General features: G+C 38.9%; 8 protein-coding genes. 6 read left to right on the top strand and 2 right to left on the bottom strand.

Annotated features, from left to right (window positions below; all coding sequences use genetic code 11):
• Window positions 1–17: 17 nt before the first annotated feature.
• Entirely contained in the window at window positions 18–1,397 is a 1,380-nt protein-coding gene (locus tag A3EE_RS0107805) for a LutB/LldF family L-lactate oxidation iron-sulfur protein (protein WP_018342888.1), read from the bottom strand.
• Between the two features lie 116 nt (window positions 1,398–1,513).
• Window positions 1,514–3,094: a M28 family peptidase gene (locus tag A3EE_RS0107800; protein WP_033417713.1), complete on the bottom strand. Its 1,581-nt coding sequence runs from the start codon at window positions 3,092–3,094 to the stop codon at window positions 1,514–1,516.
• A gap of 161 nt (window positions 3,095–3,255) precedes the next feature.
• Between A3EE_RS0107800 and gcvP the strand changes: the two genes are divergently transcribed.
• The 6 genes from gcvP (at window position 3,256) to A3EE_RS0107770 (ending at window position 16,722) form a co-directional block, all read left to right on the top strand.
• On the top strand, window positions 3,256–6,156 hold the full coding sequence (gcvP, locus tag A3EE_RS0107795) for an aminomethyl-transferring glycine dehydrogenase (protein ID WP_018342886.1): 2,901 nt from the start codon (window positions 3,256–3,258) through the stop codon (window positions 6,154–6,156).
• A gap of 309 nt (window positions 6,157–6,465) precedes the next feature.
• Window positions 6,466–9,735, top strand: coding sequence for a hypothetical protein (locus tag A3EE_RS0107790; protein ID WP_018342885.1), 3,270 nt, complete (start codon window positions 6,466–6,468; stop codon window positions 9,733–9,735).
• Window positions 9,736–9,748: 13 nt separating this feature from the next.
• On the top strand, window positions 9,749–11,254 hold the full coding sequence (locus A3EE_RS0107785) for a hypothetical protein (protein ID WP_018342884.1): 1,506 nt from the start codon (window positions 9,749–9,751) through the stop codon (window positions 11,252–11,254).
• 4 nt (window positions 11,255–11,258) lie between these two features.
• Complete coding sequence (locus A3EE_RS0107780) at window positions 11,259–14,393, top strand: nSTAND1 domain-containing NTPase (protein ID WP_018342883.1); 3,135 nt, start codon at window positions 11,259–11,261, stop codon at window positions 14,391–14,393.
• Between the two features lie 12 nt (window positions 14,394–14,405).
• Window positions 14,406–15,491 (top strand): porin family protein, encoded by a 1,086-nt coding sequence (locus tag A3EE_RS0107775; RefSeq protein ID WP_033417701.1) that lies wholly within the window; start codon window positions 14,406–14,408, stop codon window positions 15,489–15,491.
• On the top strand, window positions 15,481–16,722 hold the full coding sequence (locus tag A3EE_RS0107770; RefSeq protein WP_018342881.1) for a hypothetical protein: 1,242 nt from the start codon (window positions 15,481–15,483) through the stop codon (window positions 16,720–16,722). Before A3EE_RS0107775 ends, A3EE_RS0107770 begins: the two co-directional genes overlap by 11 nt.
• Window positions 16,723–16,731 lie beyond the last annotated feature (9 nt).

Here is a 16,731-nt window from a genome sequence, read left to right as displayed (position 1 = left end):
TTATGAATAATTTATAATTATGAATTCCCTTTCCTTTCTTTCCATAATTGTTGGAAAGACTTCGGTGCTACATGAATATCTTCTCTGCGTTTGCTCCAGGAGTTTTTGAAAATAAAACTCACCATAAAGTTCTTTAAGCCTGCACCCGGAAGGTTCAATAGTTTTCTGTTTTTCATCGCTTTCATCCAAAGCTTAAATCCAAAGCGTTCTGATTTTGCTGCTAAGCCTTCATTCACACTTTGATTTCTGTTTAAAAGCAAAAGATTATGTAAGTCGATCTTCACCGGACACACACTCGTACATGCGCCACATAACGAACTTGCAAAGCTTAAGTGTTTAAACTTTTCCATGCCGTCGAGATGCGGTGTGATTACAGAGCCTATTGGTCCGCTGTAGGTACTTGCATAGGTGTGACCACCAATGTTTCGGTATACCGGACAGATATTTAAACAAGCTCCGCAACGGATACAATTTAATGCCTGACGTTTCTCTGCATCCATCATTAAATTTGTTCTTCCATTATCAAGCAACACTACATACATTTCTTCCGGTCCATCGCTTTCACCTTGTTTGCAAGGGCCAGTTAATACCGTGTTGTACACTGTAACCTGTTGCCCGGTTCCGCTTTGTGCCAGCATTGGCCAAAACAAACCTAAGTCGGAAAGAGAAGGTATTAATTTTTCAATACCAACAATAGCAATATGTGTTTTTGGGAATGTAGTTGATAAGCGCGCGTTTCCTTCGTTTTCAGTAACAGCAATGCCACCTACATCTGCGATTAAGAAATTTGCTCCCGACACACCAACTTCAGCTTCTAAATATTTTTCACGTAAAATTCTGCGGGCTGTAAGTGTTAGTTCCTGCGCATCTTCTGTATAGGGAATACCTAATTTCTCTTCAAACAATTTAGAGATATCATGTCTGGACATGTGCATAGCAGGCGTAACAATGTGGTAGGGTCTTTGTCCGGCCAATTGTACAATATATTCTCCAAGATCGGTTTCAATAGATTGAATTCCGTTCTTTTCAAGATAAGAGTTAAAGTGAATTTCTTCCGTAGTCATTGTTTTGGATTTAACAACGCTGCGTGTTTTCTTTTCTTTTAAGATTTTATGAATTTCAGATAATGCTTCTGCTGCATCCTGCGCCCAGATTACTTTACCGCCATTACGTGTAAAATTGGCTTCAAACTCGATCAGATATTTATCAAGATTTTCAATTACCTGTGTCTTTATATACGAAGCACGTTGTCTGCCTAATTCGTGATTACTGAATTGGCTGAAACCTTTTGCTACCGCATCGTTGTAACGACCAATATTAAAATTGATTTTACGACGGTGTTCCGGATCAAATGTTTTTGAATCGGCATCCAGTAAGAATGATTCAGAGTTTTTCATATATTTTATCAATGCAGTTTGTGAAGTGGTCGGACGGCAAAAAAGCCGTCTGACCACTTGCGTACATTGGTCAGACCACTTTTTTTGTGGTCCGACCAATCATCAACTAATTCAACCTATTCAGTGACATCAACCACCAGACGATGATCCATGTTGGCAACTTCCCATGCCGTAGCAAATACTAATTGAGTGATTTTTGCCATTTTTTCAAATCGAATTTTATCAACAGTGTCGGTAGGCTTGTGATAATCTTCGTGAACACCTGAGAAATAGAAGATCACAGGGATGTTATTCTTTGCAAAGTTATAATGGTCTGAGCGATAATAAAAGCGGTTCGGATCATCAAATGAATTGTATGTGTAATCCAGTTGAATATTTGCAGACGCTTTATTCGCATTCTCGCTGATGGTGTGTAATTCAGTAGACAGACGATTGCTACCAATAATATACACATATTCTTCGTTATTCACATGCGCAGCATCCACGCGACCGATCATATCAATGTTTAGATCTACAACGGTATTTTTTAATGGGAATACAGGCTTGTCTGTATAATATTCAGAACCCATTAAACCACGCTCTTCACCCGTTACAGGCATGAACAGGATCGTACGCGCCGGTCCGAAACCGTCTTTTTTCGCTTGCGAAAAGGCTTGTGCAAGTTCAAGTAATGCCACTGTGCCCGAGCCATCGTCGTCTGCGCCATAGTAGATCTTACCATTCTCAATTCCCAGGTGATCGTAATGTGCAGTCAATACAACAATTTCTTCCGGATATTTCGATCCTTCAATGATGCCCAATACATTTTCCGTGTTTACAGGTCGTTCTGTTACACCAGCTTTTGCAAGAACTTTAGCAGATTTGAACGAGTATGTAGCAACTACCGGTTGGTTTAAACTTTTTTTGTATTCAGCTATTGCCTCTGGCGTTGTCTTCAACATTTGAGCCGCAAGGCTGATGGGAACAAAGAATGCACTCGCTTTTTTCTTGTGAGAAAAAGCCATGGTCGGCGCATTCAAGTGGTCTTTAAGTGCATTCAATCGAGCTTCAAAATCTTTATCGGAATTTCCAACAATGATAAATACAGCTTTCGCACCTTTTTTATAGGCAAGCTCTGACTTTGCACGCCAGTCGTTTGCCCAGCTTGATATTTTTTTCGTGCCGGTTACTAAGGACAAAGAATCTTTGAATGGCTCACCCGTAAAGATGATTACTCCTTTGTCTTTTACATTGATAGATGAATAATCATTGTATCGTGGAGATTCAATGCCGTAGCCCGCACATACGATCTTCATAGAGGTCTCTTCCGGCAGACAAACATCTCCGTATGCATAGAAGTCTTTTAAGAATACTTTGTTTTGTTTGTCTACTTTCATGTACACATCGCCCCACTTTTTTTCGATCAGTGTGAACTCCTGGAAATAGCTTTTGCCCGTAGCGGTAGTCACAGCCGGCAACAGTCCGAATTCCTTGAATTTAGTAGCGAGATATGTAGCAGTTTTCTTTTGTCCACGTTCACCTGTAGCTCGTCCTTCCATGCTGTCAGAAGCCACTATGTGCAGGTATTCTGATAAATCTTTAGCTGTAATGGATTGGATTGCAGAGGCTTTGATTTCGGCTTCGTTTGGTACCGGCCTTGCATTGATCAACAGCAAGCAAGTAGCAACAGATGCGATACAATAGGTTATATTTTTCATCGGGATATTCATACTGTAAATCTACTAAATTTTAAGGGAATATTATTTATCCACAGGTACTTGGCAAAAGCCCCCATTGAGCAGGCAATTTTGTAAATTTGTGATGCTTCGGATGATATTTTCATTCGGAACAATCCTTAGTATTTAGTAGTTCTACTGTTATGAAAATAGATTTGACCCAAAGAGGTACCTTCCAGGAAAGACATATTGGTACATCCGCTTCAGAAAAAGAAGCTATGCTGACAGCAATCGGTGTCGGTTCATTAGACCAATTGATTAATGAAACCGTGCCTGCAAATATTCGTCTTGCGAAGCCTTTGCAATTACCTAAGCCTTTAAGTGAAGAAGAGTTTTTAGTAGAATTCAAAAAAATAGTTTCTCAAAATCAGATTTACAAAACATATATTGGTTTGGGCTATTACAATACGCTCACGCCAACGGTTATTTTAAGAAATATATTAGAAAATCCGGGTTGGTACACTGCGTATACACCCTATCAGGCTGAGATCGCACAAGGCCGTTTGGAAGCCTTGATCAATTACCAGACAATGGTATGTGATCTTACAGGTATGGAGATCGCGAATGCGTCTTTATTGGACGAAGCAACAGCAGCAGCAGAGGCAATGACCTTGATCCATAGCTTGCGTAAAGGTGCGAAGAAAGATGCACAGACATTTGTTGTATCTCCATTCACATTTCCTCAGACACTGGATGTATTGAAAACACGTTCAGAACCACTTGGTATTAAGTTGGAAATTGTTGATCCAACAACAGTAGATTATACACGCAACGACATTTTCGGTGCATTGCTTCAATCACCGGATTGCGATGGACAAGTTGCAGATTATACAAGCTTGATCTCTAAGATTCATGCAGGCGATGCATTGGTAGCATTCGGTTCAGACTTATTAAGTTTAACACTTATTAAATCCCCGGGTGAAATGGGCGCGGATGTTGTGTTTGGTTCTTCACAACGTTTTGGTGTGCCTATGGGCTTTGGCGGTCCGCATGCAGGGTTCTTTGCAACGAAAGAAGAATACAAACGTCAATTGCCGGGACGTATCATTGGTGTATCCATCGATGCCGAAGGTAAAAAAGCATATCGTATGTCGTTACAGACACGCGAACAACACATACGCAGAGAGAAAGCGACTTCAAACATTTGTACCGCTCAGGTATTATTATCAGTGATCGCGGCATCGTATGCTGTGTATCATGGTCCACAAGGTTTGAAACAGATTGCGTCGCGCGTACATGGCTTTGCAACTGCATTAACTTCGATCTTAAAAGAATTAGGTTTTGAACAATTGAATGCGGCATATTTTGATACGCTATCATTGAATGTACATACCAAAGGTTCAGTAATAAAAGTAGCGGCAGAAAAACGTCAGATCAATCTGCGTTACGAAGGCGAAGAAGTTATTATCGCACTGGATGAATCTGTAACTGTAGCGGATCTGAAAAATCTTGTAGAAGTATTTGTAGAAGTGTCCGGTAAAACAGTTTCTTCAACTGATCTTGTTGCTAAATATTTACAAGTTGAAGCATCTCTTCCTAAAGAATTAGCTCGTACATCATCATTCATGACACACGCGGTATTTAATACATACCATACGGAACATGAGATGTTACGTTATTTAAAACAATTAGAAAATAAAGATCTATCGCTTACACATTCAATGATTTCATTGGGTTCTTGTACCATGAAGTTGAATGCCACAACGGAGATGATTCCGGTTACCTGGCCGGAAGTAGGACAGATACATCCATTTGTTCCGGCAGAGCAGGTGAAAGGGTATCATCGTTTATTTGATAACATTGAATCCTGGTTATCTGAAATTACGGGTTTTGCAGGTGTTTCTGTTCAGCCGAACTCCGGCGCGCAAGGGGAGTATGCAGGTTTATTAGTGATTCGTGCATACCACGAAAGCAGAGGCGATACACACCGTAACATTGCATTGATCCCGACTTCTGCACACGGTACCAATCCGGCAAGTGCTGTAATGGCTGCGATGCAGGTTGTACTTGTGAAGTGTGATGATGCAGGTAATATTGATGTAGCAGATTTAAAAGCGAAAGCAGAACAACATAGTAAAAATCTATCCTGTCTGATGGTTACGTATCCATCTACACATGGTGTGTTTGAAGAAACGATCATTGAGATCTGCGAAACGATTCATAAGCACGGCGGACAAGTATACATGGATGGTGCCAATATGAATGCGCAGGTAGGTTTAACTTCTCCGGGCAGTATCGGTGCGGATGTATGCCATCTGAATTTGCATAAAACATTCTGTATCCCTCACGGTGGTGGCGGTCCGGGTGTTGGTCCGATTGGTGTTGCAGCACATTTAAAACCTTTCCTTCCGGGGCATGCTGTTGTTAAAACAGGTGGTGCAAAAGCTATTCATGCTGTTTCTGCTGCGCCATGGGGAAGTGCAAGCATTCTTCCGATATCGTATGCATACATTGCAATGATGGGTTCAGAAGGTTTGACGAATGCAACAAAAAATGCCATTCTAAATGCAAATTATATCAAAGCCCGGTTAGAGAAGCACTATCCGATCTTATATACAGGTACAAATGGTCATTGCGCGCACGAATTTATTTTGGATTGCAGAGCATTTAAAACTACGATCGGAATTGAAGTAGAAGACATTGCGAAACGTTTGATGGATTATGGTTTCCATGCACCAACCGTTTCATTCCCCGTTGCAGGAACCTTAATGATCGAACCTACGGAAAGTGAATCGATGCATGAGTTGGATCGTTTTTGCGATGCAATGATCTCGATCCGTGCTGAAATAGCAGAAATAGAAAACGGCAAAGCAGATAAATTGGATAACGTATTGAAACATGCACCGCATACAGCAAGTGTTATTACAGCAGATGCATGGACACGTTCGTACTCAAGACAAAAAGCCGCATATCCGCTGCCTTATTTGAAGACAACGAAATTCTGGCCTTCAGTTAGCAGAATTGATAGTGCTTATGGAGATCGTAACTTATTCTGCAGCTGTATACCAACTGAAGAGTTTGCAGAAGCTGAAATGGCGAATTAAGTTAAGAATACAGTTATAATTTATAATATTGAAAAAGAGTGTTGCCCAATTAGCGACACTCTTTTTTTGGTTTCTGTGGATATGTATTCATTTTTTACAGGTTACCTGCATTTATTTTTTTGTATTTATTTAAGATGAGGTGTCTTACATTGCTGTAATGGTATTAAGTTATATGGATAGGATTAGTTTTATTTTTAGGCGATTAAATTTACTTATTCCAAGAATTTAATGTTAAATTTTAACGAAAACTTATATAAAAGCACATAAAATTGTATTATTATGTTGCAGAAATAATGTGCTTAAATAAGGATGAAAAAGTTTTTTAAAAAGTATTTAAACAAGCTTCTAGATATAGAGCCGGGAGAATTAAAACCTGTGCTGTTATTATTGTCTTTTTCATTTTTTTTGGGGATAAGTATCGTAACCTATGACATTGGATCCAGTACCATGTTTCTTGAGGTTTACGATCAAAAGAGGATCTCTGAGGCCTTTTTATTTTCCGGTTTATTAGGAGTTTTTTCAACATTGATCTTTGCATACTTTCAAAAACGAATTCCGTTCTCGCGATTAGCACGAATTACATTAATATTAGTATTAATCACCATCGTTGTTTTTACGTATTTACTACAAACTTTTCCAGAAATACATAAGTTGCGTTATCTGGTATTTGCCAGTTTGGGAAGTATTAACGCCTTAACCTTACTCTGTTTTTACGGCATTATCGGACGCTCATTCAACTTACGAAATGAAAAGCGATTAACGGGTACAGTAGATCAGGGACAAATGTTTGCAACGGTTATTGCCTTTTTCGTTGTATTCCTTATTCCATCGGATGTACCTGTTGTGGATTACTTCTATTTTAGTGTAGGGGCAATGGTTCTATCATTTTTATTGTATCAGCTTTTCATTAGTCAGCATTCAAACGAAAAGCTTGTTACTATAAATAAAAAAGCAGAACTGGAAGCATCTCCGGATATCAAGCAGTTGTTTAATAATAAGTATATCCGTTTACTGGCTCAGTTATCTTTGGTGTCGGTTATCATTTTACAGTTTATGGAATTCTCTTTTTTTTCTGCAGGTTTGGAAGCCTATAGGGAAGTGAGCGAAGACGGACGTGTATATATAAATGATATTGATTTAGCGAACTTTCTTGCGGGTTATGGAACAGTATTGACACTGTTCAATATGATCTTTCAATTGGTAGGCGCAGATCGCATCATTAGCACAATAGGTGTTAAATTGTCTTTATTTATTTTACCGGTATTGCTCGGAGTTTTTTCTATTCTCACGGCTTTGGTTGGCGGTTTTTTTGGCGATACGAAGTATGATGCCTTGCTTGGTATCAATGAAACATTTATTCTCTTCTTCATTTTCGTTTGTTTGAGTAAGATTTTTTTGCAAACCTGTATCGAATCTTTTGAAGAACCCATTTATAAAAACTTTTTCTTACCCATCAATTCAAAAATCCGACACGATGTTCAGACTAAAGTAGAAGGTGTATTCCGGCAGTTTGCTGTAGTAGTTGCCGCAGGCTTCCTTATTCTGTTTGGAGTACTGTCGTTTCAGTTGATCTATTTTAGTGTTGCCCTCATTATTGCGACATGCATCTATGCCTATGTGATCATTAAACTGTATACTGAATACCGTTCAACTCTTCAGGATACGCTTACTACACAACGAGGCGACTTAGATCTGTTAGATGATAGCAACGATAAATCTGTACAAGCAATTCTGTTACAGGAGATGAAAACGGATAATGCAACACGTATTATCAATACGCTTAAAATGACAGAGCGATTGGATCCCGCACTGCTGGAAAAAACAGTGTATTCATATACCAATCATCCATCTGTGCGTGTACGAAACTATGTATTTAAAAAGATTGAAGATATAAAGTTGCTTTCAGCAACAGATAATTTAAAAGGTATTATAGGTAGAGCAGATACCTCCATTGAAACAAAAGCTTTGGCAGAGCATGCTTTAGCCAATTTGAATGAAGTTGAAAAAATGGTTTCTTCTTCTGATAATATTGTAAAACTATCGCGCTCTAAAAATCCGGTTGATAAAGAATTAGCTGTAAAGCTGATCCGAAATAATTTTAATGAAGAAATGGCACGTCAGCTTTTTGATTTACTTCGTGAATCAAATCCACGTGTTCGTAAGTCAGCCTTGTTGACTGCAGGTACGATTAAACTCACACAGTATTGGATGTTGCTGATAGAGAATTTATCTCTGCCGAGTTTTGCGAATGTAGCATCTTCAGGTCTGCAATATATTGGAGAGAAAGTGATACCTACACTCGACCTGGCATTTTACAAAACAGGTCAGAATCTTCAAACTAAAATACGAATCATTCAGGTGTATTCTAAAATCGGTGGAGATAAAGCCATTGAAGTATTGTGGAATAAGATCAATTATCCGGATCGTAAAGTTGTTTCAGAAGCGTTACTTGCTCTAAGGAATCTGGCATACATTGCGAAAGGAGAACGTGCAAGTAAGATCAAACAATTGCTGATGCAGGAAATTGCTTTATGTGCATGGAAGATTGCAGCCTTAGATGAGATCAAGGAACATACAAACCCAACACCTTTATATCAGGCTTTATTAGAAGAGATAGAAGAGAACGATGAAAATATTTTCATGTTATTGTCTCTCATATATCATCAGGCTTCAGTGAAATTAGTAGAAGAAAATATTAAGAGCCGAACGGTTGAAGGGGTTCTGTATGCGATTGAATTGCTGGATGTATTTATTGATGATGAGTTAAAACCAATGTTGGTTCCTCTTTTAGATCAGATCTCTTTAACCGAGAAAATTGAAAAATTGCAGGTGCATTTTCCAAGGGAATCATATGATGAAAAAACAATTTTGTTTCATCTGATCAATAAAGATTACAATGAAATTAACCGATGGACAAAAGCCTGTGCCATCAATAAGTTACTATCCTTGAAGGATATAAAAGTAACGGATACGCTGGTAGCAAATTTGTTCAATCCGGATAAATTAATTCGTGAAATTACCGCACATGTTATTTATACCATTGCTCCTGTAACGTATCAAACACTTAGTCTGCGAATTTCAGAGAGACATAGAAAAGAACTGGATGCATTGATTTTTTCTACTAAAGCTACTCAATGGAAATCGCTTCTGTTTTCGAAAATTATCTTCTTGAAATCAATACCTGTATTTTCAAATATTTCCGGTGGATTGCTGGCAATTATGGCAGACCATATTGAAGAAGTAAATCTTAAAGCAGGAGAAGTCTTATTTCAGAATAGTTTAAATGGCTCACATCCTGTGGTTATAGTTTATTCAGGAATGATATCACTCTTTAATGCCGATGGTACTGTTGAAGGCGAATATGGATCAAAATATTTATTGGGAGATGAATTAATTCTGGATACAGATGTAATGAATTTTACTGTTGCAGCAGCTGTAGATACGATCTTATTTAAAATTGATAAAGATCGTTTCTTCGACATTGTTTCCAGTTATTATGTATTGTCTCGCGCAGTAATTCCTGCATTGAACAAGGAGCTGGAAGAAGCATATAATAAAAACGAACTAGTAGTTAAATAAAGCAAAAAACGAAATGGCTTTTGAATACGACATATTTTTAAGTTATACTGAAAAGGATAATGAAAAGCTTTCAGGCTATGATGCTGGCTGGGTAGATAATTTTAAAAAATTCCTGGACACATTAATATCTCAACTGCTTCAGCATCATCCTAAGATTATAACAAGTCAAGAAGTGACGGAACCAGGTTTTAATCCTTTTGAAAAAGCCTGTGTGGTAATTTACCTGGTTTCTCCGGAATACATTGTTTCAGGAGAGTTCATCAAAGAAGCAGAATATTTACGTCAGTTGATGAATAATCCGATGAATATGCGCATCGACGGTAAGCTTAGAATGTTTAAGGCATCTAAATCTTTTGTAGAACCTGAAAAATATCATCCGCTGTTGCGTGAAATGGTGAGCTATGATTTATTCATGTACGATCCCTTTACCGGATTGATGAAAGAGTTTAATGCCTTTTTCGGACAGGATGCAGAGAAGACATACTGGATGCGCCTCGTAGATTTGGCGTATGATATATATAAGGTTATTTACTACAATCAACCTCAAGCGATCGGTAGTGAGAATAAACATAAGACTGTAGATGCCATGCCGGATGAATGTGTATATCTGGCAGAAACAGGCAATGATCTATTGATACAGAAAAATATCATTCGTCGCGAATTGGAAAGACATGGATACCATGTATTGCCGGATAAAGTACTTTCTTTAGATGCACCTGAAACCATCGATGCTATTAAAGCCGATCTGGATAAATGTAAACTATCCATTCATTTGATGGGCGCTTCTTTTATTGATGAGGAATACGATCAACGGGAAGAGGTTCGGTTAATGAAACTTCAAAATCATATTGCAGTTGACTACAGCAATAATAAGAAAGGCAGTGCGCCATTCAGAAGATTGATATGGATTCCGCAGGAAATAAATTTCGCGGACGATAAGCAGCAACTGTTGATGGAATCATTTGTAAGCAGCACAGAATCTATGAATGGTGCAGAGGTATTAAAAATTCCGATAGAAGAATTTAAATCGTTGATCAAGCGAGAACTTGCTTCGATCAAAGATGAAAAGGGACACAGTTATTTTATACCGGATGCAGAATTGTCATCGAATACAGGTAAAAATATCTATGTGATTGTAGATGCCATTGATATGAATAAATGCCAGCCAATTGTAAATCATCTAAAACAAAACGGCTTTGATGTATTGCTTCCAATGTTTGAAGGAGACATTATGGAGGTTCGTTCAAGACATCGCAATAATTTAAATGCCTGTGATTCGTGTCTGGTTTTTTGCGATCAGGTTTCTGAACAATGGCTAAAAAGTAAGGTGCTGGATATATTGAAGGCGCCTGGATTCGGAAGAAAGAAAAATATGATTGGTAAGGCAATTTATTTGACTACAGATAAACCAATCGATACAGGATATTACAATCAATATAATTTCTCAATTATTCGTGGTACATCAGGAAGTTTTGAGAAAGAGATTATTCACCCATTTCTGAAACAAATAACGGTATAAGAGTATGAGCGATTTTCTACATCTTATCGATCAAGAACACATTGGACTCACGCGTGCAAAGCAAAATCCATTTCCAGGGTTGCGTGCTTTTCACGTAGATGAAAGTCATTTATTCTTTGGCAGAGAAGGCCAAAGCGATGAAGTCTTAGATAAACTTTCAAAAAATAAATTTGTTGGGATTATCGGTGCGTCAGGCAGTGGTAAATCTTCGTTTATGTTTTGCGGAGTTATCCCGATTTTATACGGTGGTTTCTTATCACACATTGGCCCGAACTGGCATGTAATTACAACACGTCCGGGAGGTAGTCCGATCGATAATCTTTCAGAAGCCTTGCTTCAAAAAGATGGAAGTTATCTGGTTGCAGACAATGACGACAAGCAATTAAAGAAGACAATTACTTCAACGTTACTTAAAAGTTCATCGCTGGGTTTAATAGAGGCGGTAAAACAATTGCATCTGGATAACGGGCACAATATATTAATTGTAGCCGATCAGTTTGAAGAACTGTTTCGTTTTAAAAGAAGCGAAGACACAAATTCAGCCAATGAATCATTAGCCTACATCAATTTATTGATGGAAGCGGTGAAAGATCTAAAGTCAAATATCTATGTAGTGCTTACCATGCGCTCCGACTTTATTGGCGATTGCGCACAGTTCCCTGAGCTTACTAAATACATCAATGAGAGTCACTATCTGATTCCGCAAATGGTGCGCGAACAGAAACGTTTGGCAATCGAAGGGCCAGTTGCGGTGGGTGGCGCAGAAATATCTTCGCGTTTGGTTCAGCAGTTGTTAAATGATCTAGGAGACAATCCCGATCAGCTGCCGATCATACAGCACGCCTTGATGCGTACCTGGACGTTCTGGGCAGAGAATCACGAACCCAATGAAGTTTTAGATCTAAGACATTACGAAGCCATTGGCTCAATGTCCGGTGCCTTGTCTCAGCACGCCGATGAAGCGTACGATGAACTTACCGAACAGCAGAAATTCTATTGTGAAATATTATTTAAAACCTTAACAGAGAAAGGTTCTGATTCGGCAGGTATCCGCAGACCTACCAAACTGTCAACAATAGCAAAAGTAGCTGGCTGCAGTGAAGACGATATGGCTCTCATAGTCGATCACTTCAGAATAGAAGGCCGTTCGTTATTAATGCCGCCTGTGCATATCGCTCTTGATTCAGACAGTATCATAGATATCTCACACGAGAGTTTGATGCGCATCTGGACCCGTTTAAAAAAATGGGTAGAAGAAGAAGGTGAGTCTGCACAGATGTACATACGTTTATCGGATGCAGCATCCAGTTACCAGATAGGTAAAGCAGGTTTATGGAGGCCACCCGATCTGCAATTGGCTTTAAACTGGAAACAGAAAAATCAACCGACCTTAGTTTGGGCACAGCGTTATGATTCTGCCTTTGAACGTGCAATGGTGTTTTTGGATACCAGTAATGAAGCACATGAAGAAGAACAACGCTTAAAAGAACTTGCACAGAAGCAAGCGTTGAAACGTGCGCGTACTGTAGCATTGGTTTTGGGCATCTTTACCATCATGGCCTTAGGATCATTGGTGTTCTCTATATTAAAAATGGTTGAAGCAGATCAGCAGCGAGCTGAAGCGTTGTTGCAAAAAGCAAAAGCGGAACAGAATGAAGCTTTTGCCAAATCGCAACAAGTGATAGCTGTAGAGCAAACAAAAGAAGCAGAACGTCAGAAAGAATTAGCCGTTATTGCTGCGGATGAAGCAAAACATCAGCAGGATATAGCTGAGAAAAACTTCGATGAAGCACAGAAGCAACGGAATATTGCAGTAAAGTTTGCTGCAGAAGCAACCAAGCAGCAGAAAATTGCTGAGATGCAGAGCGAGCTGGCAATCGCCAACGAGCGTACTGCAAATGCCGAAAAAGAACGGGCGGATAAATTGCGTTTATTGTCTATTGCGCAATCTATGGCTGTGCGTTCGGTACAGATCGAAGATGATTCGATGCGTAAGGGATTGCTGGCATTTCAGGCCTTCGGATTTTATGATAAGAATGGCGGAAATGTGAATCAGCACGAGATCTATGACGGATTGTATTATGCATTGAAAGATTTAAAACCTTCTGAATACAATGCATTGCATGGTCACAAAGATGCAGTGAAATCCGTTGTCTATTCTGAAGATGGAAAAACAATTTATACAGCTGGTTCCGACGGGAAAATCTTTAAGTGGGACGTTGGAAGTATGAATCCGAAACCAACGCTCGTTTATTACAACACCTTCTCATTTGCTGGATTGTCAATCAGTCCAAGCAATCAATATCTCGCATTGGGCGGAGCAACAACAAATGTTCGTATTATTAATCCGTCAAAACCCGAAGCACAGCCTGTGATACTCGGCGGACATAAAAAGAATGTATTCTTTACCGGCTTTACTTCAGATGGTACTGCACTGGTTTCAGCAAGTGCGGATAGTACAGTGATCCTATGGGATCTTGCTACAGGGAAATCAACGACTGTATACCGCGACAAATCAAACATTAAAGCAGTTTCAGTACATCCGAAGGGACGTATTGTTGCTGTGTCAAATGATCTTGGCGAAACTACAATTGTATCCTTGTACAATGAATTCAAATCCTATTCCATTGATAAAAGTACAAGTGCAGTGTACAGTTTGGTATATAGTCACGACGGAGAATTCTTAGCCATCGCTAATAATTTAGGTGTGATTAAAATTATGGATGTTGAAGGCAAACGTTTGGTTGTAGCATTACCTGGGCACAAAGCACGTGTGAATGAAATGCAATTCAGTAAAGACGATTCTAAATTAGCATCTGCTAGTTTTGATGGAACCATACGTGTGTGGGATCTTTCGGAGTTGAGCGAACAGCCGTTGGTATTAAAAGATCACAGCAACTGGGTATGGTCTATGTGTTTCAGTCCGGATGGCGATAAACTTATTGCAGGCTGCGGTGATAACCTCATTCGTGTATGGCCAACAAGCAGTAAGGTTATGGCGGAGCAAATGTGTGGTTTATTGAAACGCAACATGACAGGAGCAGAGTGGAAACGATATGTAGCAAAAGAAGGTGTTCCATACGAGCTAACGTGTCCGGAATTGCCAAGTCAGGAAAGTAATATGGAAAAAATATATTAAGGAGAGAGGAAGATGAAAAAGAGATTCACTCCGTTTGGTACATTTTTATGTTGCATGGTATTGTTCCTGATTTCAGGAACAATACTTGCACAGAATAAAAGTAAAGATTCAATAATTGAAAACCGTTGCGTACAGTTGTTGAGAGATTCTGAGAAAACCTATGAAGCTGGCCGCATTGATGCGATTGAAGGAATGTTGCTCCCGTGTATTCAGAAAGACGGGTTCAGTAAGTTTGAAAAGCTGCAGGCATACAGGTTAATTATTCTTTCCAAGTTATTTGATGGCAGAGATGAGGAAGCCAATAGGTATTTCCTGGAATTGATAAAAACAGATCCGGAGTATCAGGTAAATCCGGTGACTGATCCATCTGAATTTATTAATCTATTTAATTCGTATCGTACGAAACCTATTTATGCATTGGGTTTTAAAGTGGGAATGAATGTCACCAGACCCAATTCCTTTGTGCCGTATGGTGTATACAATACAGGCGAAAATACCGGAGAGTATAAAGGATTGTTGAACCTGCAATTTGGTTTTAATGCAGATATCTATCTGAATAAAAAATTCACCTTAGGTACGGATTTATTACTTTCCTTTAAAAAGTATCAGTATAAAAATACACTGCTTGAATATACAGAGCTGGTGTCAAAGGAAACTCAGTTGTGGCTTGAACTGCCGGTTGTGCTGAAGTATACCATGGGGCAGCAGAAGCTGCGCTATTACCTGCAGGGCGGGGCAGCAGTTTCTATGATGCTGAATTCAAAAGCCAACATTACCCGTAAAGATGTCAATACGCAATCCAATCAGGCGATCGGTCCGGATGTGAATACACACGACCTGCGCAACATGTTTAACTACTCCTTAGTAGGTGGTGGCGGGATTCGTTACAAAGCCGGCTACGGCTATTTGGTACTTGATGTGAAATATATGTATGGGTTGAATAATATTTCTAATCCAGATAATAAATATAGCAATTCAGATCTGGTCTATAAGTACGGATACATAGACAATAACTTCACACTGAATTCACTGATGTTTTCTGTAGGATATTACAAATCATTCTACAAGCCTAAAAAATTACCTACTCATGAAAAATAAGAAACAGGCATATACCATTTTTCTTTTACTAACATCTGTAGCACTGGTGTTGGGTAGCTGCCGTAAGGAGAAAATTCAACCCGAACAGGCAAATAGTTTTATTAAATATTACGGAAAAGGCGGCACACAAAAGGCAGGCAACGTAGCCTTGACTCCCGATGGCGGTTACGTTTTGGTAGGTACTACGGATTCATACGGTGACGGTAAACAGATCCTTGTTATAAAGACAGATAAATTCGGAAACGAAGAATGGAACAAAGTATTGGGTGGTGCAGGTGATGATGAGGGGAATTGGATAGAGGTTGCTACTGATGGTGGTTATGTGGTTGTTGGTTCTAAAGCTGAAAGCGCTTCATCTTCTAGTACAGATGTATGGATTGTTAAGTTGAATAGTGATGGTACACAATATCAGGAATTCACATACGGCAATTTAAATTTTAAAGAAAAAGGAAATAAAATATTATTGACAAATGATCAAGGATATATTGTAATAGGATCGACAACTCAAACAATAAAAGCAGTATCGGCTGTGTATCTTGTAAAAGTAGATCCTGTTTTTACGAAAGAGTGGGAAGCAATTTTTGGAGTAGATAACGCTATGAATGTTGGGACTGCAATTCAGCAACTGAAAGATTCTGTTTATCTTACGAGTGCATCAACATATTTACCTTCTACATCGCAATCTAACATACTTATTACTACAGGAAAACTTAAAATTGATGGCGCGTATGATGCTACTTCAAGTTATGATAAAAATGGTGCAATCGTAGAGCCTAATATTGCAAATGCAGTAGATATTTTATCAATACCCGGGAGCGCTTTTGTATTGGGGAATACAACCAGTACATCCAATTCTGAGATTTATATTATGAAACTAAATATTTCTACTTCTTCAGTTTCTAAAAATTATTATAAAGAATTTGGTACAGCAAGGAATGATATTGCTACTGATTTTAGTCTAAATGCAGATGGTGGATTTATTATTACAGGCTCAACAATAGACGCCGACAATGGTATGAGTAATGTGCTTGTAATGCGCACGGATTCACAAGGAAATGTTCTTTGGACGAAGCAATTCGGAGGAAGCGGCAATGATTATGGTGCTTCGGCAAAACAAACTGCTGATGGAAGTTTTATCGTATCTGCTACTATACAATTTGGTGGTAATGCAACAGGATCAAATAGTGTAATGTCTTTAATTCATTTGACATCAAACGGAGAATTAAAATAATTTAAATGT

The organism is Cytophaga aurantiaca DSM 3654, from assembly GCF_000379725.1.
In the GTDB taxonomy this organism is placed as follows: Bacteria; Bacteroidota; Bacteroidia; order Cytophagales; family Cytophagaceae; genus Cytophaga; species Cytophaga aurantiaca.
Note: the sequence above shows the minus strand (reverse complement) of the source record. Positions and strands in the feature narration are given on the sequence as shown.

What these genes read in the sequence shown, in the direction of transcription:
- A3EE_RS0107805 (WP_018342888.1), bottom strand. Translation starts at nt 1,397, where the DNA reads ATGAAAAACTCTGAATCATTCTTACTGGATGCCGATTCAAAAACATTT.
- A3EE_RS0107800 (WP_033417713.1), bottom strand. Translation starts at nt 3,094, where the DNA reads ATGAAAAATATAACCTATTGTATCGCATCTGTTGCTACTTGCTTGCTG.
- gcvP (WP_018342886.1), top strand. Translation starts at nt 3,256, where the DNA reads ATGAAAATAGATTTGACCCAAAGAGGTACCTTCCAGGAAAGACATATT.
- A3EE_RS0107790 (WP_018342885.1), top strand. Translation starts at nt 6,466, where the DNA reads ATGAAAAAGTTTTTTAAAAAGTATTTAAACAAGCTTCTAGATATAGAG.
- A3EE_RS0107785 (WP_018342884.1), top strand. Translation starts at nt 9,749, where the DNA reads ATGGCTTTTGAATACGACATATTTTTAAGTTATACTGAAAAGGATAAT.
- A3EE_RS0107780 (WP_018342883.1), top strand. Translation starts at nt 11,259, where the DNA reads ATGAGCGATTTTCTACATCTTATCGATCAAGAACACATTGGACTCACG.
- A3EE_RS0107775 (WP_033417701.1), top strand. Translation starts at nt 14,406, where the DNA reads ATGAAAAAGAGATTCACTCCGTTTGGTACATTTTTATGTTGCATGGTA.
- A3EE_RS0107770 (WP_018342881.1), top strand. Translation starts at nt 15,481, where the DNA reads ATGAAAAATAAGAAACAGGCATATACCATTTTTCTTTTACTAACATCT.